The 23,594-nt window shown below is 64.8% G+C and carries 20 protein-coding genes; 19 read left to right on the forward strand and 1 reads right to left on the reverse strand.

Features of this window, described 5'->3' with window-relative positions:
- The first annotated feature begins 6 nt into the window (after positions 1 to 6).
- Positions 7 to 1,305: a cysteine--1-D-myo-inosityl 2-amino-2-deoxy-alpha-D-glucopyranoside ligase gene (gene mshC, locus ABIB35_RS14940; RefSeq protein WP_354182517.1), complete on the forward strand. Its 1,299-nt coding sequence runs from the start codon at positions 7 to 9 to the stop codon at positions 1,303 to 1,305.
- A 34-nt stretch (positions 1,306 to 1,339) separates the two neighbouring features.
- Here mshC and ABIB35_RS14945 read toward each other — a convergent pair whose 3' ends face one another.
- Positions 1,340 to 2,218: a PAC2 family protein gene (locus tag ABIB35_RS14945; protein WP_502915801.1), complete on the reverse strand. Its 879-nt coding sequence runs from the start codon at positions 2,216 to 2,218 to the stop codon at positions 1,340 to 1,342.
- Between the two features lie 102 nt (positions 2,219 to 2,320).
- On the opposite strand from ABIB35_RS14945, the gene ABIB35_RS14950 reads away from it, so the two are divergent.
- The 18 genes from ABIB35_RS14950 to ABIB35_RS15035 all read left to right on the forward strand — a co-directional run bounded on the left by ABIB35_RS14950 (position 2,321) and on the right by ABIB35_RS15035 (position 23,413).
- Positions 2,321 to 3,049 carry an HAD family hydrolase gene (locus tag ABIB35_RS14950; RefSeq protein WP_354182518.1) on the forward strand — a complete coding sequence of 243 codons (729 nt, stop codon included), beginning with the start codon at positions 2,321 to 2,323 and terminating at the stop codon, positions 3,047 to 3,049.
- Positions 3,046 to 4,215 carry a site-2 protease family protein gene (locus ABIB35_RS14955; protein ID WP_354182519.1) on the forward strand — a complete coding sequence of 390 codons (1,170 nt, stop codon included), beginning with the start codon at positions 3,046 to 3,048 and terminating at the stop codon, positions 4,213 to 4,215. The genes ABIB35_RS14950 and ABIB35_RS14955 overlap by 4 nt, the downstream gene beginning before the upstream one ends.
- Positions 4,216 to 4,286: 71 nt before the next feature.
- Positions 4,287 to 5,354, forward strand: a complete 1,068-nt coding sequence (locus ABIB35_RS14960) for a tRNA (adenine-N1)-methyltransferase (protein ID WP_354182520.1) — start codon at positions 4,287 to 4,289, stop codon at positions 5,352 to 5,354.
- A 126-nt stretch (positions 5,355 to 5,480) separates the two neighbouring features.
- Entirely contained in the window at positions 5,481 to 7,244 is a 1,764-nt protein-coding gene (gene arc / locus ABIB35_RS14965; RefSeq protein ID WP_502915802.1) for a proteasome ATPase, read from the forward strand.
- 14 nt (positions 7,245 to 7,258) lie between these two features.
- Complete coding sequence (dop, locus tag ABIB35_RS14970) at positions 7,259 to 8,851, forward strand: depupylase/deamidase Dop (protein WP_354182537.1); 1,593 nt, start codon at positions 7,259 to 7,261, stop codon at positions 8,849 to 8,851.
- A 73-nt stretch (positions 8,852 to 8,924) separates the two neighbouring features.
- Entirely contained in the window at positions 8,925 to 9,128 is a 204-nt protein-coding gene (locus ABIB35_RS14975; RefSeq protein WP_354182521.1) for a ubiquitin-like protein Pup, read from the forward strand.
- Positions 9,129 to 9,131: 3 nt separating this feature from the next.
- Positions 9,132 to 9,956, forward strand: a complete 825-nt coding sequence (gene prcB / locus ABIB35_RS14980; RefSeq protein ID WP_354182522.1) for a proteasome subunit beta — start codon at positions 9,132 to 9,134, stop codon at positions 9,954 to 9,956.
- 2 nt (positions 9,957 to 9,958) lie between these two features.
- Positions 9,959 to 10,741 carry a proteasome subunit alpha gene (prcA, locus tag ABIB35_RS14985; protein ID WP_354182523.1) on the forward strand — a complete coding sequence of 261 codons (783 nt, stop codon included), beginning with the start codon at positions 9,959 to 9,961 and terminating at the stop codon, positions 10,739 to 10,741.
- Complete coding sequence (pafA, locus tag ABIB35_RS14990) at positions 10,741 to 12,102, forward strand: Pup--protein ligase (protein ID WP_354182524.1); 1,362 nt, start codon at positions 10,741 to 10,743, stop codon at positions 12,100 to 12,102. Before prcA ends, pafA begins: the two co-directional genes overlap by 1 nt.
- Before the next feature lie 161 nt (positions 12,103 to 12,263).
- Positions 12,264 to 13,247 carry an FKBP-type peptidyl-prolyl cis-trans isomerase gene (locus ABIB35_RS14995; RefSeq protein WP_354182525.1) on the forward strand — a complete coding sequence of 328 codons (984 nt, stop codon included), beginning with the start codon at positions 12,264 to 12,266 and terminating at the stop codon, positions 13,245 to 13,247.
- Positions 13,248 to 13,300: 53 nt separating this feature from the next.
- Complete coding sequence (locus tag ABIB35_RS15000) at positions 13,301 to 13,696, forward strand: FKBP-type peptidyl-prolyl cis-trans isomerase (protein ID WP_354182526.1); 396 nt, start codon at positions 13,301 to 13,303, stop codon at positions 13,694 to 13,696.
- 124 nt (positions 13,697 to 13,820) lie between these two features.
- Positions 13,821 to 15,857 carry a helix-turn-helix transcriptional regulator gene (locus tag ABIB35_RS15005; protein WP_354182527.1) on the forward strand — a complete coding sequence of 679 codons (2,037 nt, stop codon included), beginning with the start codon at positions 13,821 to 13,823 and terminating at the stop codon, positions 15,855 to 15,857.
- Positions 15,858 to 15,945: 88 nt separating this feature from the next.
- The gene (locus tag ABIB35_RS15010) at positions 15,946 to 16,284 is read left to right on the forward strand and encodes a hypothetical protein (RefSeq protein ID WP_354182528.1); all 339 of its coding nucleotides are present in this window, start codon (positions 15,946 to 15,948) and stop codon (positions 16,282 to 16,284) included.
- Between the two features lie 32 nt (positions 16,285 to 16,316).
- The gene (tatA, locus tag ABIB35_RS15015; RefSeq protein ID WP_354182529.1) at positions 16,317 to 16,622 is read left to right on the forward strand and encodes a Sec-independent protein translocase subunit TatA; all 306 of its coding nucleotides are present in this window, start codon (positions 16,317 to 16,319) and stop codon (positions 16,620 to 16,622) included.
- A gap of 5 nt (positions 16,623 to 16,627) precedes the next feature.
- Positions 16,628 to 17,455, forward strand: a complete 828-nt coding sequence (tatC, locus tag ABIB35_RS15020) for a twin-arginine translocase subunit TatC (RefSeq protein WP_354182530.1) — start codon at positions 16,628 to 16,630, stop codon at positions 17,453 to 17,455.
- Positions 17,456 to 17,589: 134 nt separating this feature from the next.
- Positions 17,590 to 20,445 (forward strand): DEAD/DEAH box helicase, encoded by a 2,856-nt coding sequence (locus tag ABIB35_RS15025; protein WP_354182531.1) that lies wholly within the window; start codon positions 17,590 to 17,592, stop codon positions 20,443 to 20,445.
- Between the two features lie 27 nt (positions 20,446 to 20,472).
- Positions 20,473 to 22,194 carry an amidohydrolase gene (locus tag ABIB35_RS15030; RefSeq protein ID WP_502915803.1) on the forward strand — a complete coding sequence of 574 codons (1,722 nt, stop codon included), beginning with the start codon at positions 20,473 to 20,475 and terminating at the stop codon, positions 22,192 to 22,194.
- Positions 22,195 to 22,684: 490 nt separating this feature from the next.
- Positions 22,685 to 23,413, forward strand: a complete 729-nt coding sequence (locus ABIB35_RS15035) for a polyprenol monophosphomannose synthase (RefSeq protein WP_354182533.1) — start codon at positions 22,685 to 22,687, stop codon at positions 23,411 to 23,413.
- Positions 23,414 to 23,594 lie beyond the last annotated feature (181 nt).

Below are 23,594 nucleotides of genomic sequence, written 5' to 3' on the forward strand. Positions count from 1 at the left end.
GAGCCTGTGATTGCGTGGAAAAACTCCCCCCTGCCCGTCCTTCCCGGAAACTCGCCTGATGTGGTTCTCTATGACACGGCCCGGCGCCGCACCGTTCCGGTGCGAACCGGCGGTGAGGCGAGCATTTACGTCTGCGGAATCACCCCCTATGACGCCACCCACATGGGGCATGCCTCCACCTATGTGGCCTTTGACCTGTTGAACCGGCAGTGGCGGGACGCCGGGAACACGGTCCGCTACGTGCAGAACGTCACGGACGTCGACGATCCGCTGCTCGAACGCGCCAATGCCAGAGGCCTGGACTGGCGGACGCTTGCCCTGGAACAGACCCAGCTTTTCCGTGACGACATGGAAGCCCTCAACGTCCTCGCTCCGGATCACTACATCGGCGCAGTGGAATCCGTTGAATGGATTGTGCCCGTGGTGGAGGATCTCCTGCGCCGCGGCATTGCGTACCGGGTTCCGGGGGAGGGCTCCGAGCCCGACGGCGACGTTTACTTTTCCGTTGATGCGGCCGCCGAGCTTGATCCGGAGGATGCCGATGCCTGGCGGCTTGGCAGCGTTTCCGGGCTGAGCCCCGAACAGATGCTGCCGGTGTTCGCCGAACGGGGCGGAGATCCGCAGCGTCCGGGCAAGCGCAATGCACTGGATCCGCTGCTGTGGCGCGTTCAGCGTACCGGTGAGCCGTTCTGGGACGGGGCGTCCCTGGGGGCGGGCCGACCGGGGTGGCACATCGAATGTTCGGTGATCGCCCAGCGCTTCCTGCCGGCTCCGTTTACGGTCCAGGCCGGCGGCTCGGACCTGGTCTTTCCGCACCATGAAATGAGCGCGGGGCACGCCTACGCCTGCAGCGGGACTCCGCTGGCGCGCCATTACGCCCACGCCGGGATGGTTGGACTGGACGGTGAGAAGATGAGCAAGTCCCTCGGCAATCTGGTCCTGGTCTCCGCGCTGCGCAGCCAGGGCACCGACCCGGCCGCCATCCGCGCCGTCCTGCTCAGCCACCACTACCGCACCGACTGGTTCTGGACCGCTGAGCAGCTGACCTCCGCGGAAGAGCGCCTCTGCCGCTGGCGCCGCGCACTGCCGCTGACTGGTCTGTCCCAGGCGAAGCAGATGCTGGCCGAAGTACGCACCGCCCTGGCCGATGACCTTGATGCGCCGGCCGCACTGGCGGCAGTGGACGCCTGGGCGCGCTCAGCTGCGGAACAGCCCGCCGCGGGCACCTCGGCCACGGATCAGGACGCCGACGGCGCAGCCCTGGCAGCGTTGGCGGTCGACGCCCTGCTGGGAATCAGGCTTTAATCCGCGGAATCCTGCACCACGTGCCGCCGGCGGGTTAGTCGCGTCGGCGGCGTTTGAGGTAGCGCTCAAACTCGCGGGCTATCGACTCTCCGCTGGCCTCAGGCAGCTCAGCCGTGTCCTTGGCTTCTTCAAGCTGGCGCACGTATGCGGCGATCTCGGGGTCATCGGTGGCGAGCTCATCAACACCGCGCTCCCAGGCATCGGCTTCATCCGTGAGCAGCGCTGTGTCCAGCGGTGCCTGGAGCAGTTCCTCGATCCGGTGCAGCAGGGACAGCTGGGCCTTGGGAGAGGGGGAGTGCCCCACGTAGTGCGGCACCGCCGCCCACAGGGAAACAGTGGGAATATCGGCCAGACCGGCCATCTCCGCCAGCACCCCCACAATGCCGATGGGACCCTCATAATGTGAGGACTCCACCTTCAGTTCCTCGCGCAGATCGCTGTCCTCGCAGGTTGCTGTCACGGGAATAGGGCGGGTGTGCGGCACATCGGCCAGCAGTGCGCCGGCGAGGACAATACAGTCCACTTCCAGTTCCTTGGCCAGCGCAATCAGCTCGGCGGTGTACGCGCGCCATTTATAGGAGGGTTCAACTCCGGATACAAAGATCACATCCAGGTTGCTGTGGGGGACCTCGGCGCGGGAAATACGGGTGGTGGGCCACTTGATGCGCTTCTCTCCCGACGCCAGCCGTTCAATGACCGGGCGGGTGAACTGGAAATCGTAGTATTCATCCGCGTTCAGGCTGGCGATTTTCTCGCTTTCCCAAAACATGCTCAGGAATTTGATCGCGTCGCTGGCCGCTTCGCCGGCGTCGTTCCAGCCTTCAAAGGCCGCCAGCATGACAGTGGTGCGCTCGGAGGAAGCGCCAAAAAAATCCTGGAGGCCCACTGGAGGGGTTTCGTCGGTATTGCTCACAGATTCACCCTATGTCCAGCACGCGGAGTTGTCAGGACCGCGGGCAGCCCTATGCTCAGAGCAAAGCAAACCCGGGCGCCGCTGCCCAGTAGACTGGAACACATGTCTTCTTCTGTCCCGAATGCCCAGCAGATCTGCCCAGCACCCGGCCCGCTTCAAGCGGTGTTGTGGGACATGGACGGAACGATCGTGGACACGGAACCATACTGGATTCAGGCGGAGAAAGACCTGGTGCGCAGCTACGGCGGCACGTGGACTGATTCCGACGCCGAGGCCATGGTGGGCCAGGCCCTGACCCATGGTGCCGGCCTGCTGCAGAACGCGGGCGTGCCCCTGACGGTCCGGGAAATTATTGATCGGCTGATCGGCGAAGTAACGGCCAAGGTCCGCATCCAGGTTCCCTGGCGTCCCGGAGCACGCGAGCTGCTCGCCGAATTGGGCGAAACCGGTGTTCCCTGCGTCATGGTCACCATGTCCGAACCTGTGCTTGCCAAGGAAGTCTGCGGCCAGCTGCCGGCCGGAACCTTCACTTTCGTGGTCACCGGAGACATGGTCCGGCAGGGCAAGCCCCATCCCGAGCCCTACCAGCTGGCGTTTGACCGGCTCTCGGAGCTGGTTCCGGATCTGTCCAAGGACCGGGTTGTAGCGATCGAGGATTCCTTTCCCGGGGTCACTTCGGCCCGGGCGGCCGGTCTGGTGACCCTAGCTGTGCCGCATTTCCTCCCGCTGCCCCCGGATGAAGGCAGGCACGACTGGGATACCCTGGCCGGAAGGACCGCTGCGGATCTGACCTTTCTGGTCTCCGCCGCGTCAGCCGGAGCCTCGCGTTGAGTGCAGGCCCGGGCGCCGGAACCCCGGCACCGGTCCGCGACGGGATACCACTGGGCCGGATCGCCGGGGTACCCATCTATCTGGCGTATTCCTGGTTCATTATCGCCGCGTTCATTGTGGTGTTCTTCGGTCCGCTGGTTCGGCGCAACTTTCCCTACCTTGGTTCAGGTGCTTACGCCGTGGCTTTGGGGTACGCGCTCCTGCTCCTGGTATCGGTACTGGTCCACGAACTCGCCCACGCGCTGACCGCCAGGGGATACCGCTGGCCGACGGCGAAAATCGTCCTCACGCTGTGGGGCGGACACACCCAGTTCGGCGCTGTCCATTCGACCCCCGGACGCTCCCTGCTGGTGGCCCTGGCCGGGCCGGCGGCCAACTTTGTCCTTGCCGGTGCGGGGTGGCTTGTGCTCGCCGGCGCCCCGCTGAACCCCGTGGCGACTCTCCTCGCGGAGATTTTCGTCTGGGCCAACCTGCTGGTGGCGATTTTCAACATCCTTCCGGGACTGCCCCTGGACGGCGGCCGAATCGTTGAATCAGCGGTGTGGAAGGCAACCGGCTCCCAGGACAAGGGCACGGTGGCGGCCGGTTATGCCGGACGCATCATCGCCGCCGCCCTTGCAGCCGCCGTCGTGATACCCCCGTATCTCAGGGGGAATGCCCCTGATCTGCAGGTGATCCTGCTTACCGCACTTGTTTCCGGATTCCTCTGGATGGGGGCCGGGGCCAGCATCCAGAATGCCCGCATGCGCCTCAGGCTTCCGCAAATCACCGCCGCCGCCCTGATGCGGCCGGCAGTCTCAGTACCCTCCGGGTCCACAGTGTCAAGCGCCAGGGAACTGCTCGCAGTTCCTGCCGATCCGGCTCTCGTCATCACCGCGCCCACCGGCCAGCCCTGGGCCATTGCTGACACCGGCGCGCTGGCGCTGGTCCCGGATCATCTTGCCGACTTAACCCCGGTGGACGCCGCGGCCCGGACTCTGGCCCCCGGTGCCTACGTCCCTGTGGCCGCTGCAGGTTCAGAACTGGTGGACTATCTCGCTAAACTTCAGGGCAGCGAGTATGCGGTGATTGACCGCGACGGTGCTGTGGTGGGGCTTCTGACCCAGGGCATTGTCCTGGACGCCATCTCGGCCAGGCCGGCAAGGCCCCGGCCGCCCAAATCCTAAGGCCGGATCCCTTTCCCGGAGCCGACTTTTCCCTTAATACCAGCTCCACTCGATCCAAAGGAACGTTACCCATGAACTCGGAGACTCCGGGCCAGACTGCCGCTACAGCTCCCCACGGCGCCGAACACCGCCGGGGCCCGCTGCGTCCGGGGGAGCGCGTCCAGCTCACCGACGAAAAAGGCCGCCGCAACACGATCACCCTGACCGAGGGCGGTGCCTTCCACACGCACCGCGGGTTCCTTCCGCACGAGACGATCATCGGAAAGCCTGAGGGCACCATCGTGGCAAACACGACGGGCCACCAGTACCAGGTCCTGCGGCCCCTGCTCTCCGATTTTGTGCTCTCGATGCCGCGCGGTGCCGCCGTCGTTTACCCGAAGGATGCCGGCCAGATTGTCACGATGGCAGATATCTATCCCGGTGCACGCGTGGTGGAAGCCGGCGTTGGATCCGGAGCCCTGAGCATCTCGCTGCTTCGTGCGGTGGGGGATCATGGGTCGTTGCATTCCTTCGAGCGGCGCGAAGAATTCGCGGACATCGCCCGGGGTAACGTGGAGACCTTCTTTGGCGGGCCTCACCCCGCCTGGAACATCACTCTTGGCGACTTCCAGGAACAGGTTGTCCGCACGGAAGAGCCGGGCAGCGTGGACCGGGTGGTCCTGGACATGCTGGCGCCCTGGGAATGCACCGATGCTGTTGCTACTGTGCTGGCCCCCGGCGGCGTCTGGATCTCCTACGTGGCGACCGTCACCCAGCTCTCCCGCACTGCTGAGGCCATCCGCGCCGACGGTCGGTTTACCGAGCCGGACGGCTGGGAGTCCATGGTCCGCGGCTGGCATCTTGAGGGCCTGGCTGTCCGCCCGGACCACCGCATGGTGGCCCACACCGGTTTCCTGTTGACCGCCCGCCGACTGGCCGAAGGTGCCACCGGCCTGGTGCCCAAGCGGCGTGCCTCGAAGACCAATTTCAGCGAGGAGGACCTCAACGCCTGGACTCCGGCAGCCGTGGGGGAGCGCGAAGTGTCAGCGCATAAGCTACGTCGTGCCGCCCGCGATGCCAGCTCCAAGGTGCAGCGCGGTGCACTGGAAAACGCAGAAAAGTACAACGCGGATCAGGACGTTACGCCGGAAAACCCCTAGCCGCAATCGGGTCGGTGGATAAGTGCCGATCCGGCAAACACAAGAGGTTGCATCCGGTGTATTGGCCGCGTTGCTGGGTTATCGTCGAAGCTAGAGACCCTGCGCAACGTGAAGGTGGTCGCAACCATGGCTGAAGCAGAGAACACCGTCGATTCCGGGGCCGAAGATCCGCGCGAATACATCCGCGGCTCGGGAGTTCCGGGCACAGATTCTCCGCAAGTGAACGTGCTGCGGGACAAGCTACGGAACGTGGACCGGCAGTTAGCGGCCCTGACCCACAACAATGCACGTTTGGTGGCGATGCTGGAGACGGCGAAGGCGGAGATTGTCCGTCTGAAGGACGCCCTCGATAAGGAGGGCGCCACGCCCTTCAGCTTCGCCACGGTGATCGCTGTCAACCACCGGTCCCCGGCCAGCCGGGGCAGGACAACAACCGCGTCCGTGCAGGACAGCCTGGACATCATCCAGTCGGGGCGGAAGCTCCGTGTTTCCGTCAGCCCCCTGCTGGATATGCACCAGATTGTTCCGGGCCAGGAAGTGCTCCTGAACGAATCGCTGGTTGCCGTTGCCTCGCTGGGCTTCGAACGCAGCGGTGAACTGTTCACTGTGAAGGAACTCCTTGGCCGGGACCGGTGCCTGGTGATCGGCCGTGCCGACGACGAGCGGGTGGTCCGCCTCAACGGTCCGTTGGAAGCCGAGAAGGTACGGGTGGGAGACGCCCTTACGGTGGACACCCGGATCGGATATGCGTTGGAGAAGGTTCCGCGCAGCGAGGTGGAGAACCTGGTCCTGGAAGAAGTTCCGGACATCTCCTACTCGGACATTGGCGGCCTGGGCCCCCAGATAGAGCAGATCAGGGACGCCGTGGAGCTGCCGTTCCTGCACCCTGACCTTTACCGGGAGCACGGACTCAAGGCGCCCAAAGGAATCCTGCTGTACGGCCCTCCCGGCTGCGGCAAGACCCTGATCGCCAAGGCGGTGGCCCACTCGCTGGCCGCCCGGGTCATGGAGCAGACCGGATCCCTGGGAACCCGCAGCTATTTCCTGAACATCAAAGGCCCCGAGCTGCTGGACAAGTACGTGGGGGAGACTGAGCGGCACATCCGGCTCATCTTCGCCCGCGCCCGCGAAAAGGCCTCCGGCGGCAGCCCCGTGGTGGTCTTCTTCGACGAAATGGACTCACTCTTCCGTACCCGCGGCACCGGCATTTCCTCGGACGTCGAAACCACCATTGTTCCCCAGCTGCTCTCGGAAATCGACGGCGTCGAGAAGCTGGAGAACGTCATTGTCATCGGTGCCTCCAACCGCGAGGACATGATAGATCCGGCTATCCTGCGGCCGGGCCGGCTGGACGTGAAGATCAAAATCCTGCGCCCGGACGCTGAGGGTGCCGCGGAAATCTTTGCCAAATACCTCACTCCCGATCTGCCGCTGCACCGCGACGACCTGGCGGAGAACGGCTATGACCCTCAGATGACCGTCCGGGAGATGATCCGCCGGACCGTGGAAAAGATGTACGCCGAGGACAAGTCCAACGAATACCTGGAAGTCACCTATGCCAACGGTGACACCGAGATGCTGTACTTCAAGGACTTCAACTCCGGGGCCGTCATCCAGAACGTGGTGGACCGGGCCAAGAAGTACGCCATCAAGGACCTGTTGACCCTGCATCAGCGGGGCCTGCGGATCGATCATCTGATGCGGGCGGTAGTGGATGAATTCCGCGAGCATGAGGACATGCCCAACACCACCAACCCGGACGATTGGGCACGTATTTCCGGCAAGAAGGGCGAGCGCATCACCTACATCCGCACCATCATCCAGGGCAAGGCCGGGCAGGAACCCGGACGCACCATCGAAACCGCCGCCAACCCCGGGCAGTATCTGTGAGTGTGCGCCGTGTCATGGGTACGGAGACCGAGTACGGAGTCCTCGCCCCGGCCCTGCCCGCAGCAAACGCGACCGTCCTGTCCAGCCAGATCATCAACGCCTATGCCGCCTCGCGGCGCAGCGGCATGGGAAATTTTTCCGGAACCCGCTGGGATTACACGGACGAAGCACCGCTGAATGACGCCAGGGGCTTTGCCGTGCCCCGCACCGCAGCCGACCCGACCCAGCTGACTGATGCACCGCCGGTACTGGACGCGGAGCAAATCGCCCTGGAGGGAGGCGGCCCGGCCGCCCTCTACGGCGAGCAGACCAGCGACAACCCTGTGCTGATGAACATGGTGCTCTCCAATGGTGCCCGGCTTTACGTGGACCACGCCCATCCAGAGTATTCCTCACCTGAAGTCACCACACCGCGCGATGCGGTGCTGTGGGACAAAGCCGGGGACGCCGTCGTACTGGCGGCGATGCGGCACATCGCCGCCGCCCCGGGTTTTTCGCCGGTGAATCTTTATAAGAACAACACCGACAGCAAGGGGGCATCGTACGGATCCCACGAGAACTACCTCGTGCCGCGCAGCGTCCCGTTTACGGATCTGGTACGGGGACTGGTGCCGTTCTTCGTCAGCAGGCAGGTGATTGTAGGCTCCGGCCGGGTGGGCATCGGAACCAACAACCAGCGCCAGGGCTACCAGCTGAGCCAGCGGGCCGATTTCTTTGAAGCGGAGGTGGGGCTGGAAACCACCATCCGCCGTCCCATCGTCAATACCCGCGACGAGCCCCACGCCGTGGCGGAAAAATACCGCCGGCTGCACGTCATCATCGGGGACGCAAACCTGAGCGAGGTGTCTGCGCTGCTCAAGGTGGGCACCACGTCCATTGTGTTGTCCATGATCGAGGAGGGCACCGCCCCGGAGGTGGAACTGCGGGATCCGGTGGGTTCCCTCCGGGCCATCAGTCACGACCCCGCCCTGCAGCAGCTGGTGGAACTCAAGGACGGCCGCATGGTGTCCGGGCTGGACCTGCAGGAAATCTACCTGGAGGCTGCGGCGAGGCACTGCCGCAGCCGCGGAGCGGACGCAGAAACGGAGGACATCCTCACTCGCTGGACCTCCCTGGTTGGCACGCTCAAACGGGACCCCCTGGAAGCGGCCGCCTCAGTGGACTGGGTCGCCAAGCTGAAACTGATGCAGGCCTACCGGGACCGCGATTCTTTGGCCTGGTCTGATGCCCGCCTGCACCTGGTGGATCTGCAGTATTCGGACATGCGGCCTGAGAAGGGCCTCTACTACCGGCTGGCGGCGCGGGGACAGATGGAACGGATTCTCACTGATCAGGAGATCGCGCGCGCCGTAACGGAGCCCCCGGATGACACCCGCGCCTACTTCCGCGGCAGATGTGTCAGCCGCTTTCCCCACCAGGTGGTCGGTGCCAGCTGGGACTCGATTATCTTCGAACTGCCTTCGCACCGACGCCTGCAGCGGATTCCCACCCGTGAACCGCTGAAGGGAACACGGGCCCTGACCGAGGAGTTATTCGAAGTATCCACCGATGCGGAGGATTTTGTCACCCGACTCCTGTCCGGTCCCGAACATAGCGTGGCACCATAGGCACTAGCAGTTCGGGTCAGGACCAGTCAGGACCCGTCACAGGGCCGAATGCCGGCCAAGGAAGGCAGTCATCATGGCAACCCAGGACCGCAGGAACACCGGAGCCCACAGCGAGGAGGAGGAGCTGGAGGAGACCTCGCCTCCCACAGCCGATCCCGAAGCCGGAGCCTCCGCACAAACCGAGGGCGTGGACGACCTCCTGGATGAAATCGACGGCGTCCTGGAAAACAATGCCGAGGAATTTGTCCGGGGCTTCATTCAAAAGGGCGGACAGTAACGGATGACCCATTGGGACCCCGCAGAAGCGGTTAACGGAGCAGCTCCACCGTCCTTCAGCGACCATCTTGCCCGCCATCACCCTCAGCTTCTGCCTTCGTCCCGCCGGCTGGGCACCGCCCCGGCCGGTTCGGCATCGGCGGCGGCGCCGCAGGCCACCACCATTGTTGCCCTGACGTACGCCGGCGGAGTTCTGATGGCCGGGGACCGGCGGGCAACCATGGGCAACCTGATCGCCAGCCGACACATCAAGAAGGTCTTTCCGGCGGACAGCTACTCGGTGGTGGGCATTGCCGGCACCGCCGGACTGGCGATCGACATGATTCGGCTGTTCCAGGTTGAACTGGAGCACTACGACAAGATCGAGGGGACCCCCATGAGCCTGGACGGCAAGTCCAACCGGCTCGCGGCGATGGTTCGCTCTAACCTTCCGTTGGCCCTGCAGGGGCTTGCGGTGGTTCCGCTGTTTGCCGGTTACGACACGGAACGCCATCTTGGCCGGCTGTTCTCTTACGACGTGACAGGCGGCCGCTATGAGGAGTACGAATTCCACAGCGTGGGCTCCGGGTCTGCCTTTGCCCGCGGAGCGCTCAAGAAACTGTGGCGGCCGGGACTTGACGAGGAGCAGGCCGTAGCCGTCGCCGTCGAAGCGCTGTACGACGCTGCCGACGACGACTCCGCCACCGGGGGACCGGACCTGGTCCGCAAGCTGTGGCCGGTGGTCTACGTGGTCAATAGCGCCGGGAACCGGGAGATCCCGGAGCGTGAACTGCACATCAGGGCGCAGGAACTGGTCAACCGCCGTTCCGCAGCTGGACTGGAGGGATGACCATGACGCAGCAATTCTATGTGTCCCCCGAACAGCTGATGAAGGACCGGGCGGACTTTGCCCGGAAAGGCATCGCCAGGGGACGTTCCGTTGTGGTTCTTACCTGCCGGGACGGCATCGCGCTGGTGGCGGAGAACCCCTCGCCGTCGCTGCATAAACTCGGCGAGATCTATGACCGGATCGGGTTTGCGGCCGTCGGCAAGTACAACGAGTTCGAGAGCCTGCGCCAGGCCGGTGTCCGCTATGCCGATGTCCGCGGATACTCCTACTCCCGCGACGATGTCTCAGCCCGCGGGCTGGCAAGCGTCTACGCGCAAAGTCTTGGCTCCGTCTTCACAACGGAGGGGAAACCGTTCGAGGTGGAGCTGGCTGTGGCCGAGGTGGGGGCCGAGCCCTACGCCGACCACCTTTACCGCCTTACCTTCGACGGCTCGATCGCCGATGAAAGCAACTACGTGGTCATGGGCGGGCAGGCGGACGTGGTCAACGAGGCCCTGGCCCGAAGCTGGAACCAGGACACCGGGTTTCCCGAAGCCATCCGCACTGCGGTTGCCGCCCTGTCCGCCACCCGGGCTCCGGCAGAGCCGGCATCAGCCAACGGTTCCTCCGGTTACGGCACCACCGGCGATAGTGCCCGGGCGGAGCCTCAACAGCTGGGCGCCGGTCTGCTGGAAGTGGCAGTCCTGGACCGGAACCCCCTGTCGTCCCGGGGTACGGTGCGGGCGTTCCGAAGGATCAATACGGTGGAGCTGGACCGCTTGCTGTCCGGCCCGGAGGGAGACTGATGGACCGCAGGATCTTTGGAATCGAAACAGAGTTCGGGATCGCCTATTCGGGCCCGGATTCCCGCCCCCTATCGCCCGAGGAAGTGGCCCGTTACCTGTTTCGGAAGGTGGTCAGCTGGGGCCGGTCCTCCAACGTCTTTTTGACCAATGGCTCCCGCTTGTACCTTGATGTGGGGTCCCATCCGGAATACGCCACCGCCGAATGCGATGACCTGGCGCAGCTCGTTGCCCACGATCGCGCCGGCGAACTGATTCTTGACGACCTCGTTGAGGAGGCGGAGGACCGTTTGCGGGCTGAAGGATTCAACGGCAGCGTTTACCTGTTCAAGAACAATACTGATTCCGCCGGGAACTCCTACGGAAGCCACGAAAACTACCTTATTCCCCGGCGTCTGGAGTTCTCCCGCCTGGCGGACATCCTGATTCCATTCCTCGTCACCCGGCAGCTGCTGGTTGGTGCGGGCAAGGTACTGAAGACCCAATCCGGATCCCTCTATGCCTTCTCCCAGCGGGCAGACCACATTTGGGAAGGCGTCTCCTCCGCAACCACCCGGTCACGTCCCATCATCAACACCCGCGACGAACCGCACGCCGACGCTGAGCATTACCGACGCCTGCACGTCATCGCCGGGGACTCCAACATGTCCGAGACCACTACGCTGCTCAAGGTCGGTTCCGTGGACCTGATGCTCCGCGTCATTGAAGCGGGTGGGATCCTTCGGGACCTCCGGCTGGAGAACCCCATCCGGAGCATCCGCGAGATCTCCCACGATCTCACGGGCCAAATGCCGTTGAAGCTGGCCAACGGCACCACCATGACCGCACTTGAGCTGCAGCGTGTCTATCTGGCCCGGGTCCAGGACTTTGTGGCAGCCAACGGCGCCCACAACCGCCACGTTCCCCGGGTGCTTGACTTGTGGGAACGCACCTTGGATGCGATCGAGTCCCAGGACACCTCGGGAATTGACACTGAAATTGACTGGGCAATCAAGAAGAAGCTCGTTGACCGATATGCGGATCGTAATTCCCTTGATCTGACGTCGCCACGGCTGGCGCAGCTGGACCTGACCTACCATGACATTTCCCGGCGGCGCGGGCTCTTCTATCTGCTGCAGTCCCGCGGAGAAACGGCGCGGGTGGTTGAGGACAGCCACGTCAAGGAGGCCGTGGATGTCCCGCCGCAGAGCACCCGGGCGAAGCTGCGCGGGGATTTTGTCCGCAGGGCCAAGGCAGCCAACCGTGATTTCACGGTGGACTGGGTTCACCTTAAACTCAACGACCGGGCGCAGCAGACGGTCCTGTGCAAGGACCCGTTCGCCGCAGTGGACGAGCGGGTGGAGGCCCTCCTGGCGACACTGTAGAGGCGCCCGCTACGGGCGGATTTCCCGCTTATCACTGTGCCCGGCTGCCGCTAAGGCAGCACTCAGGCAGAAACGATACGCTTGAGGGAACTGTCCGCGCCCTGAACCCGGCTGAACCGGGTTGACTGCGGACCCATCTGTCCACCACTGAAAGAAGTAGTGTGCGAAAAGTATTAGCCATAAGTTTGTCCGCCCTGCTCTTCCTGTCTGCCTGCTCCGGCGCGGAAGAGGGCAAGTCTGCGGGCCAGGCCGGAGTCTTTGACTCCGTGAAGGTCAAGATCGAAGACCAGGAGACCGCTCCCGAGGTGGAGTTTGATGCCCCGCTGGACATCACGGAAAGTGCCGCCAAGATCGTGCATACGGGCGACGGCGACACGATTGCCGAAGGGCAGAGCATCACCTTCAAGTTCGTGGCGTTGAACGCCGATGACGCGAGCGTCCTTGGCGACACGTACACGCAGGGCGCCTCGGCCCTACCGGTCAACGATCAGCTCAAGGAACAAGACCCGGTCCTGTACGAGGTCCTGCTTGGGGCCAAGGTCGGCTCACAGATCGCTTATGCCTATCCTGATGCGCAGGCGCAGGCGACCGATTCAGAGACCGCCGAGAAGCAGCCCACTCAGGTAATGGTGCTTAACGTACTGAGCGCCCAGGACACGGTGCCGATGCTGGACAAGGATGAGGCAGCTGCCCGCAATGCTGACGGCACCCTGCTGATGAGCCAGGACGACGTGGCAGCCCTGGACGAAGAAGGCAAGCTCCCCAAGGTGACCTTTGGTGAAGACGGCGTTCCTGCAGTGGAAATTCCCGAAGGCGCGGAAGAGCCCGGGAAACTCATTGTGAAGGTCCTCGAAGAGGGCGACGGCGCTGCCCTGACAGAGACCAGCACCGTCAAGGCAAACTACCTGGGCGTCAGTTTCCGCGACGGCTCGTCCTTCGATTCCAGCTACGACCGGGGCGAGGCCTCGGAATTCCCGCTTGACGGCGTTATTTCCGGCTGGACCTACGGTCTGAACGGTCAGAAGGCCGGCTCCAAGGTTCTGCTGGTTCTTCCGACCGAGCTGGCGTACGGTGATCCCGCCGGAAACAGTGCGCAGCCGTCCGGTCCGCTGGTGTTTGTCGTGGACATCCAGGAAGTCAAGTAGCGTAAGAGCTGAACACAGCATCAACGCGGGAAACCGCCGCAGCGAGGAGCACCATGTCATTTGGTAAGCGTGAATATGACCGACAGAAGCCGGAAATCGATTTTCCGGACCACGAGGCCCCCACGGACCTCGTGATCGAAGACCTTGTGGTGGGTGACGGACCGGAGGCCAAGGCCGGGAATACCGTTTCAACCCACTACGTCGGAGTTGCTTTTTCCACAGGCGAAGAGTTCGACGCATCGTGGAACCGCGGCACCCCGCTGGACTTCAAGGTTGGAGTCGGCCAGGTTATCCAGGGCTGGGACCAGGGCCTGCTGGGTATGAAGGTGGGCGGGCGACGCCGGCTGGAGATTCCCGCACACATGGCGTACGGCGACCGCGGCGCGGGTTCGGCCGTTGCCCCCGGTGAATCGCTGATCTTCGTGGTTGATCTGCTGGGCGTCCGCTAGTCCGGACCTCCCGCGAACCAGGGCCGGCCCGCAGTAGCGGGCCGGCCTTTTTCGTGCCCGGAATCCCGGCTTCCGCCATCCCCGGCGGTCCGCACGTGCGCCGGAGCGCGGTAGATTGGCTTCCGTGTCCGCCAACAGAACCGAACGCCTCCTGAACCTTGTGATTGCGCTGCTGTCCACCCGCAGGGGTTTCACAAAACACGAACTTTTCGAAGAGATCGAGCTGTACGGAGAGGCACCCACCACTGCTTCCCGGGAAAAGCTCTTCGACCGGGACAAGGCCTTCCTGCGCGAGCAGGGAATTCCCGTGGAGTCCTACAGTGAGGAAACTCTCTATGACCAGGACAATTCGGTTCGCCGCTACCGCATCCGGGCGGATCAGTACCGTCTGCCCGGAGTGCGCTTCACTCCTGAAGAGTCGGCCGTCCTGGCGCTGGCCGCCAGCATGTGGGAACAAGCCGCGCTGGGATCTGCGGCGGCACGGGCCCTGCGCAAGCTCCAGGCCCGCGGCGTAGTAGCCGAGGACGCCGCAGCCAGCCCCCTCCAGCCGCGCATCCGCACCAACGATCCCAATTTCGAGGCCGTCTGGAAAGCCACGACCACTCGCACCCCCATTTCCTTCGGCTACCGTCCGGCTGTCCGCAGCGGCAGCGCCGGTTCGGGCGCCGCAAAACCGGCCCGACGGCGGCGCAGCACCGTGCGCCACCTGCAACCGTGGGGCATGGGCAGCAGATTTGGCCACTGGTACGTCGTGGGATGGGACACGGACCGCCGGGCCGAGCGTTTCTTCCGACTCTCACGGATGACGACGCCGGTGAGCTTCGGCGAGGGCAGCTATGAGCTGCCGGAGGCCTTCAGCATTGAAGCCTCGCTGGCTTCCCTGGACCAGGTCTTTGCTCCGGTCACGGCGGTGGTGCGGGTGCAGGAAGGCGCTGCAGCGGAACTGCGGCTGCGCGCTGATGCGGCACCGGTTCCCGCAGAGGCCGCCGGCTGGGAGGAGCTGACGCTCACCGTTCCGGACCTGGACGCCCTGGCCGCGGACACGGCTGCCCTGGGACCCCGGGCCGTTGCCGTCCACCCGCCGGAATACCGTTCGGCCGTTGCCGACCTGCTCCGGGGCGCCTATGAAGCGCAGGACAAACCCGTGCCCGCATTTAGCCTGGTCCGCCGGGGTGAAGCGCCGGCGGCCAGTTCCACCGCCGCGCAGAGCCACCTCACGCGTCTGTTGGATCTGGTGCCATACGTCCTGGGCAACCAGGGAGCGGATCTGGAGCAGACAGCACGCCGCTTCGGCGTGAGCGTTGCCCAGCTGGCCAGCGACCTGAACCTGCTGTTCGTGAGCGGCCCCCGCCACTATCCCAACGGGCTGATGGACGTGAACTTTGAGAACGGTCAGATTTACATTGACAATGCCGAAGACCTCTCCGAGCCGGTCCGGCTGGGAATGGACGAAGCCGCCGCGCTGATTGTGGGGCTACAGACGCTGTCCTCCCTGCCGGGTGTCGGCAATGCGCCGGGGCTGGCCAGCGCGCTGGAGAAACTCAGCGAAGCCGCCGGGGAAGCCAGCGGGGTGGGTGCCGCGGTCGCAGCCCGGCTGGCGGAACCCCGGGGAAACTCCGGCGTCCTGGATACGCTGCAGCAAGCCGTCACCGGCCGCCGCCAGCTGACCCTAAAGTATCTGGTGGCCAGCCGCGACGAGGTGACGGAGCGCACCGTGGATCCGCGCAGGCTTTTCTCCGTCGATGACCGCTGGTACCTCGAAGCCTGGTGCCACCGTTCCGAGGGGGTGCGGAACTTTCGGGTGGACCGCATCCACGATGTCACTGATTCCGGTCCGGCGTCCTGGCAGGGGCCCGACCCGGATGCTGCCTTTCCCTCCAGCCTTTTCCGGCCCGGCTCGGAGGATGTCCTGGTGACTCTCGTGCTCGAGCCTTCCGCCAGCTGGGTGGAAAGCGCGTACGACGCCGTTCGCCGCGCCGAGCTGTCCCGTGGCCGTATTGCCGTGGAGCTGCGGGTGGGAAACACCCGTTGGATTCCGGGCTTCATGGCCCGCCAAGGCGGGTCTGCCGCCGTCGCCGAACCGGCGGATGTGCGCGCGGAAGCCGCGCAGTGGCTGCGGGAGGCCCTGGCCAACTATCCGCCGGAGGCGCAGCAGGGCTGACGCGCTGCGCCGCCGCTTTGGACTGCCGGTTCTGCCCGATGGGAGGGGCGATGCCGGGCCTGCGCATTCCCCGCACTATGCTGGAACTATGCCTTGGTGGTCCTGGATTTTGATATGGGCGGCGCTTATTGTCGCCGCTGCAGCCTTTTATGCCCTGGTTGGCTGGCGGATCTTCCGCAAGCTGATGGCCGCTCTGCGTGAAGCGGAGAGCGCTGTATCCGCTCTGGGTGTTTCGGTCCCGGCAACGGTTGGGCCCATGGCGGGAACGCCGGAGCAGGAACTCGGAATCTTCGAGGATCCCATCCTGGTCAGGGCCCGCTACGAAGAAGGAAAAGAGACACGGAAGGACCGGCGCCGGGAGCGGCGGATCGACCGACGCCTGGCCAACGGCCAACCCCGGGCCCTGCGGGACTTCCCAGATCTCTAAAGTAGACTGTGTCAAAACGAAAGGACACCGGCATGTTCAACGGCATTCAAGGCTGGCACATTGTAATTCTGGTCATTCTGGCTCTTCTGCTCTTCGGCGCTCCCAAGCTGCCCGGCCTCGCCCGCAGCGTTGGACAGTCCCTGCGCATCTTCAAGTCCGAGGTGCGGCAGATGCAGGATGAAAACAAGCCGGCAGCCACTGATGAAGACCCGGTGGAGGGACGCATCGTCAATAACCCGTCGGCCACCGGGACTCCGGCGAACCCGACGCCTCCGTCATCTCCGGGAACCCCCGGAACGGACCACCGCCCCGCGGGTAACCCGCCCACCAGCCTGTAACGGCCGTGGCGCTGACCCAAGGGCGCAAATCCAACCCTGAAGGGCGGATGGCCCTCAAGGAACACCTGCGGGAAGCCCGCAACCGACTGGTCAAGGCCGGCATAGCCGTGATCCTGGGAACGGTGGCGGGCTTCTTCCTGTACATGCCGGTCTTCAATGCGCTGACACGTCCGGTCCTTGACGTAGGCAATCAGGACGGCAGGTTTGCCACGATCAACTTCGAGGGCGTGGCAACGCCCTTTGACCAGATGATCCAGGTGTCCGTGTTCATCGGACTGCTGCTTTCCTGCCCCGTTTGGCTGTACCAGTTGTGGGCCTTCATCACGCCCGGCCTGAAGACGAAAGAACGTCGCATGGCCCTCGGGTTCATGGCGGCATCGGTGCCGCTGTTTTTGGGTGGTGTTGCACTGGCCTGGATCCTTCTGCCCAGTGCCATCGACGTACTCACCGGCTTTACGCCGGAAGGCAGCGCCAACGTTATTACCGCCAGCGTTTACCTGGCATTTGTGCTCCGTCTCCTGCTCGCCTTCGGCATCGCGTTCCTGATTCCCGTGGTGCTGGTGGGACTGAACATGATCGGAATCCTGCCGGGAAAAATGATCATCAAGTACTGGCGGATCACCCTCTTCATGATTTGTGTGTTCGCCGCCATGGCGGCACCGGGCGGCGACGCGCTCACCATGTTCTACATGGCGGCCCCGCTGCTGCTGCTCTTCGGTGTGGCCGTGGGAGTATGTCTGCTCAACGATAAGCGCCGGGACCGCAGGAAAGCCGCCCGGGAGGCTGCGGTCAGCCAGAACGCCAATTCGGCAACGCCGCTCGAAAATCTGTAGCAACTCCGGCGCTGCAACGGGCGGCAAGGAACGGATGGGCCAGCGCCCCGGCGGGCAGCACTTCGGGTTCAGCCCAAGGCGGAGCAACACCCTCAAAGGCGCGGTGCGGCCCCCACAGAGTCTAGGCTGGGAAGATGACTTCCCCGTCGGAGCGGTACCTGGCCGCGAAAGAACGTGCCGAGCACTCCAAGACCCACCTGGCAGTCTTTGAGCAGCAACTGGGCTTTGACCTTGATCCCTTCCAATCAGAGGCTTGCCGGTCCGTCGAAGCCGGCCGCGGCGTCCTCGTGGCCGCCCCGACCGGGGCCGGGAAGACGGTGGTGGGGGAGTTTGCCGTCTACATGGCCCTGGAACGCGGCCTGAAGGCGTTTTACACAACTCCCATCAAGGCCCTCAGTAACCAGAAGTATCTTGAACTGTCCGCCTCCTACGGATCCGAGCGGGTGGGTCTGCTCACAGGAGACACCAGCATCAATCCGGACGCGGACGTGGTGGTCATGACCACTGAAGTCCTGCGTAACATGCTGTACTCGAACTCCTCCACCCTGGACGAGCTGGGCTACGTAGTGATGGATGAAGTGCACTACCTGGCGGACCGGTTCCGCGGGGCAGTCTGGGAGGAAGTCATCATCCACCTGCGCTCAGACGTGCAGTTGGTTTCCCTCAGTGCCACCGTCTCCAACGCTGAGGAGTTTGGCGCGTGGCTGGACACCGTCCGGGGCGACACGGACGTGGTGGTGTCCGAACACCGGCCCGTGCCGCTGTGGCAGCACGTCATGGTGGGCCGGGACATCATGGACCTTTTCGAGTCCGATGTGTCCTTTGACGAAGCAGCGGAACCGGCGCAGCCTGCCGGCGTCCAGGAACGCTACCGGGTGAACCCTGAGCTCATGGAGCTGGCGCGCGCCGAATCGCGGATCAACCAGCGCGGCCACGGCGGTCATTGGGGCGGCTCCCGCGGATCCTCGCACAGCAGCCGCCGCGACACCTCCCGCCGCGGACATTCCGGCCCGCCCATCAGCAGGATTCCGAAGGCATCCCGCCCGGCCGTCATTGCCCAGCTGGAGAAGCGCGGCCTGCTTCCGGCCATCACTTTCATTTTTTCGCGCAACGGCTGTGACGGCGCCGTGCGCCAGTGTGTGGACTCGGGCCTCTGGCTGACCAGCGAATCCGAACGCACCGCCATTGCCCGCATTGTTGATGAAGCCAGCCAGGATATTCCGGAGGAGGACCTGGAGGTGCTGGGCTTCTGGACCTGGCGTGAGGGACTGATCCGCGGGTTTGCAGCCCACCACGCCGGCATGCTGCCTACCTTCAAGGAAGTAGTGGAACGGCTCTTCACCGCCGGCCTGGTCCGCGCAGTCTTCGCCACGGAAACCCTGGCCCTGGGTATCAATATGCCGGCGCGCACCGTAGTTCTGGAGAAGCTGGATAAGTTCAACGGCGAAGCCCACGTGGACATCACAGCGGGGGAGTACACCCAGCTCACCGGACGCGCCGGACGACGCGGCATCGACGTCGAGGGGCATGCGGTGGTCCTGTGGCAGCCAGGCACCGACCCTGCCGCTGTTGCCGGACTTGCCTCCCGGCGGACCTATCCGCTGAACTCCAGCTTCCGTCCCACCTACAACATGAGCATTAACCTGATGGCCCAGTTTGGCCGCGAGCGGTCGCGGGAAATCCTGGAGTCCTCTTTTGCCCAGTTCCAGGCCGACCGCTCGGTGGTTGGGCTGGCGAAGCAGGTCCGGTCGCGGGAGGAATCCCTGGCCGGCTACGAAAAGGCCATGACCTGCCATCTGGGGGATTTCACCGAGTATTCAGCACTTCGCAGGGAACTGTCCGACCTCGAGGCACAGGCATCGAAATCGCACGCACGGGACCGCCGTTCCGCCGTCGCCGCCTCATTGGATGGCCTGGTCCAAGGGGACGTGATTCTCATTCCGGGCGGCCGCAATTCGGGTTATGCAGTGGTGCTGCCGCAGGATGCCCAGCCCGGCAGAGAGGCGAAGACCACAGTACTGACCGAAGACAAGCAGATTCGCCGCATCACCGCCTCCGAACTGGATGGTGCCGTGGAGACTGTCTCGCACATCCGGATCCCCAAGTCCTTCAATTCCCGGGCCGCCAAGGACCGCCGCGACCTGGCCTCATCGGTCCGCAACGCCCTGCACGACCACCGGCCCCCGCGGGCGGCTGCGGCGCGTGGCGGCGCCCTGCATATTGGCGGCAGCGACCGGCAGGAGCGTGCGATCACCGAGTTGCGCCGGAAAATGCGCGCACACCCCTGCCACGGCTGCAGCGACCGGGAGAACCACGCGCGGTGGGCGGAGCGCTGGTGGAAGCTGCGCCGGGAGACGGATACTCTAGCGGCGCAGATCCGCGGGCGCACCAACACCATCGCCAAGACATTCGACCGGGTGTGCGACGTCCTGGGCCGCTACGGATACGTGGCCCCGGACGACGCCGGGCGGGTGGTCGTGACCCCGCGCGGCCAGAAGCTGCGCCGTATCTACGGAGAAAAGGACCTGCTGATAGCTCTGTCGCTGCAGAACGGTGCCTTCAACGACGTCGATCCCGCCGAACTGGCTGCGCTGGCCACCGTCCTGGTGTACCAGGCGAAACGAGAGGAACGCGGACTGCGACCGAAGCTGCCCAGCGTTTCCCTTGAGGTGGCCACGGACATCATCATCCGGCAGTGGTCCGAGCTGACCGACCTTGAAGAGTCCGAACGGCTGCCGCAGACCGGCGAGCCGGAGCTGGGCCTGGTGTGGCCCATGTACAAGTGGGCCAAGGGCAAGCACCTCCAGCTGGCCCTGAACGGCACCGAACTGGCAGCCGGAGACTTTGTGCGGTGGACCAAACAGGTCATTGACCTCCTGGACCAGCTGGCCAAGGTGCCGGATCTGCCCGGCGGACTGCGTCGGCGGTGCCTCGACGCCATTGGGCTGATCCGCCGCGGCGTCGTTGCCTATTCGGCAGTCAGCGAGTAACCCCGGTCCGTTGTCCCGCCGGCCCTGATGCCGGCGTCCTTTCCCGAACCGTGCCCTGACCGGCTGCGGCAGTATCGTCCAGCACTACAGAAAACAGGTGAGTCCTTGAACGCCAACCCCACTCCAACCAGCTCCAAGCTGACGCTTTACCGCAATGGTTCCGTCTACAGTGCGGCAGATCCGTTTGCCACGGCAATGCTGGTGGAGGGGGACACGATCGCGTGGGTTGGCTCGGAGCATGCCGCAACGTCGCTGCAGGATGCCAGAATGACCGTGGTTGACCTCCAGGGTGCCCTCATCACTCCCGGTTTTGTTGACTCGCATGCCCACATCACCGAGACCGGCGCTGCGCTCTCGTCCCTGAACCTCACGGAGGCCGCCTCACTGGCCGAGCTCCTGGACCTGGTGGCCAAGGCGGCCGCCGGAACCGACGGGCTCATTGTGGGCTACGGATGGGACGAGTCTTCCTGGCCCGAACGCCGGGTACCCACGGCAGCGGAACTCGACGCCGCCTCGGGGTTCCGCCCCGTCTATCTGGCCAGGACTGACGTGCACTGTGCCGTGGTGTCAGGGACCCTCGCTGCAGAGCTGAAGCTTGCAGAGCATGACGGTTGGGACAACGGTTTTGTGGTGCGTGCCGCCCATACCCTGGCACGCACAGCGTCCCGTTCCCTGGACCTGGTGCAGCGCTCCCGCTACCAGCAGGCCGCGCTGAAGCATGCCGCCGCGCAGGGCATCATTGCCGTGACCGAAATGGCTGCCCCGCACATTTCCCCCGTCGAGGACCTGCGCCAGCTTATGGGTCTGGAAGGTTCCCTTGGCACAGATCCGCTGCCGCAAGTGCTGCCTTACTGGGGACAGCTCGTGGAGTCTGAAACGGAGCTGGCCGAGATTACGGCGCCCTTTGAAGGCAGGCTCCGCGGGCTGGCCGGGGACCTGAACATGGATGGCTCCATTGGCGCCCGGACTGCTGCCCTCCGCGCGCCCTACGCGGATGCGCCCGAGACCGCCGGCACCCTGTATCTGACCCCTGAGCAGGCCGGAAGGCATCTGGAGCTTGCCACCCGCGCCGGGCTCCAGGGCGGTTTCCATGTGATCGGCGACGCCGGGCTGGATACGGTCCTTGCCGGACTGCGTCTTGCAGCCGAGGCCGTGGGAGAGGAACGGATCCGCGCCTCGCACCACCGCCTGGAACACGTGGAGATGGCCGATGACGCTGCCATTGCCGAGCTGGTGCGCTATGGAGCGGTGGCGAGTATGCAGCCGGGCTTCGACGCCGTCTGGGGTGCCAGCGGAGGCCTCTATGAGCAGCGGCTGGGTGACCGCAGCCGCTCCATGAACCGCATGGCATCCCTGTTGTCGGCCGGGGTCATGGTGGCACTGGGGTCCGACGCTCCAGTAATGCCCCTGGACCCCTGGGCCGCGGTCCGCGCAGCAGTGTCCCACTCGAATCCCGCGGAGCGGATTTCCGCACGGGCGGCTTTCATTGGCCACACCCGTGCCGGATGGCGTGCGGCAAGTTCGGGGAACTTTATGCTGGGCCAGCTGGCACCGGGAGCGCCGGCGTCCTACGCGGTGTGGGAGGTCGAAGAACTGATGGTCCAGACGCCTGAGGCGAAGGGGGCTGCGTGGAGCACCGATCCCCGGGCAGGGACTCCGCTGCTTCCCGCCCTCGACACGGCTCATCAGCCGCGCTGCCTGCTGACCGTCCACGACGGCAGCGAACTCTACCGAGCAGTAGGTTTCTGACCGTCGCTGGAGATAAAGATGGGGCGGCACGCCCGTCTGACCTGCGCTGACAGATGAGAGGCCTAGTCAGAGGCTTGTTGACACATCCGCACCAGCACGTAGGCTAGGGGAATCGCAGCGGGCCTTCAGGAAACTGAGCCCGCCGTGTGCCGGGAAATAGCCAGCACGGCAAACCGCTGTGTATGCCGGTGCGGAGTACCACTAGGTATTTTGCACCGCGGATACTAAGTGCAGGGCCGGTACAAAGTGCGCACCAGGGGCAGGTTCAGCCGTCAGTAGAAAACAGTTCCGGTTTCGGCCGGTTCTGGCCCGAAGGCGGAAGGACCTGCCCCGACGTGTGCCCGGTGTGCCCTGCAGTGTGATGTGACCGGCACGGCACACGACACTGCGCGGTAGAGCACAGGGGCTCCCATATACTGGGAAGTCCTGTCGGGGTATGAACCCCACCGGCTGCGTCCCCGCGGCCTCTCCCCAATGAAAGGCATTCTGCGTGCGCGTCCTGACCATCATCCCGACCTACAACGAGATTGAATCCCTGCCCAAGACGCTGCAGCGGCTGCGCCTGGCGGTTCCGGATTCGGACGTGCTGATCGCGGACGATAACAGCCCAGACGGCACCGGCGCCTACGCGGATGAAATAGCTGCCAAAGACCCGCAGGTGCATGTGCTGCACCGCAAGGGAAAAGAAGGACTCGGCGCAGCCTACATTGCCGGCTTCCGCTGGGGCCTGGAGCGGGACTACGACATCCTTGTGGAGATGGACGCGGACGGCTCGCATAAGCCCGAGCAGCTGCCGCTGCTGCTGGAAGCCGCGGAGAACGGTGCCGATCTGGTGATCGGCTCGCGCTGGGTGCCGGGCGGTTCCGTGGTCAACTGGCCGCTCCACCGCAAGATCCTGTCCCGCGGCGGCAGCACTTACTCCCGCCTCATGCTCGGCATCGGAGTCCGGGACATCACTGCAGGGTTCCGCGCATTCCGCCGCACCACGCTGGAAAAGCTGGATCTCAGCGCCGTGGAATCGGTGGGCTATGGCTTCCAGGTGGACATGACCTTCCGTGTGGCACGCTTGGGCCTGCGTATCCATGAAGTCCCCATCACGTTCGTGGAGCGTGAGTTTGGCGCTTCCAAGATGAGCGGAAACATTGTCTTTGAAGCAATGGCCAACGTCACCAAGTGGGGCCTGAGCGCTCGTTGGAACAAGCTGACGCACCGGGGCTAGCTCCGCCTGCAGGGTAAGCAATAGGGAGGGGGGGGGGCCCCGGGGGCCCCCCCCCCCCCCCGGGGGGGGGGGGGGGGGGGTGGGGGGGGGGGGGGGGGGGGGGGGGGGGGGGGTGGGGGGGGGGGGGGGGGGGGGGGGGGGGGGGGGGGGGGGGGGGGGGGGGGGTGGGGGGGGGGGGGGG

This window comes from Arthrobacter sp. UYP6 (assembly GCF_040547315.1).
Taxonomy (GTDB): domain Bacteria; phylum Actinomycetota; class Actinomycetes; order Actinomycetales; family Micrococcaceae; genus Arthrobacter_B.

Bases quoted from the DNA above. Each gene is read 5' to 3' on its own strand.
- ABIB35_RS15010 (WP_354182528.1), top strand. From the start codon at position 15,946: ATGCCTTGGTGGTCCTGGATTTTGATATGGGCGGCGCTTATTGTCGCC.
- arc (WP_502915802.1), top strand. From the start codon at position 5,481: ATGGCTGAAGCAGAGAACACCGTCGATTCCGGGGCCGAAGATCCGCGC.
- pafA (WP_354182524.1), top strand. From the start codon at position 10,741: ATGGACCGCAGGATCTTTGGAATCGAAACAGAGTTCGGGATCGCCTAT.
- dop (WP_354182537.1), top strand. From the start codon at position 7,259: ATGGGTACGGAGACCGAGTACGGAGTCCTCGCCCCGGCCCTGCCCGCA.
- prcB (WP_354182522.1), top strand. From the start codon at position 9,132: ATGACCCATTGGGACCCCGCAGAAGCGGTTAACGGAGCAGCTCCACCG.
- prcA (WP_354182523.1), top strand. From the start codon at position 9,959: ATGACGCAGCAATTCTATGTGTCCCCCGAACAGCTGATGAAGGACCGG.
- ABIB35_RS15025 (WP_354182531.1), top strand. From the start codon at position 17,590: ATGACTTCCCCGTCGGAGCGGTACCTGGCCGCGAAAGAACGTGCCGAG.
- tatA (WP_354182529.1), top strand. From the start codon at position 16,317: ATGTTCAACGGCATTCAAGGCTGGCACATTGTAATTCTGGTCATTCTG.
- ABIB35_RS14975 (WP_354182521.1), top strand. From the start codon at position 8,925: ATGGCAACCCAGGACCGCAGGAACACCGGAGCCCACAGCGAGGAGGAG.
- ABIB35_RS14950 (WP_354182518.1), top strand. From the start codon at position 2,321: ATGTCTTCTTCTGTCCCGAATGCCCAGCAGATCTGCCCAGCACCCGGC.
- ABIB35_RS15030 (WP_502915803.1), top strand. From the start codon at position 20,473: ATGCCGGCGTCCTTTCCCGAACCGTGCCCTGACCGGCTGCGGCAGTAT.
- ABIB35_RS14960 (WP_354182520.1), top strand. From the start codon at position 4,287: ATGAACTCGGAGACTCCGGGCCAGACTGCCGCTACAGCTCCCCACGGC.
- ABIB35_RS15000 (WP_354182526.1), top strand. From the start codon at position 13,301: ATGTCATTTGGTAAGCGTGAATATGACCGACAGAAGCCGGAAATCGAT.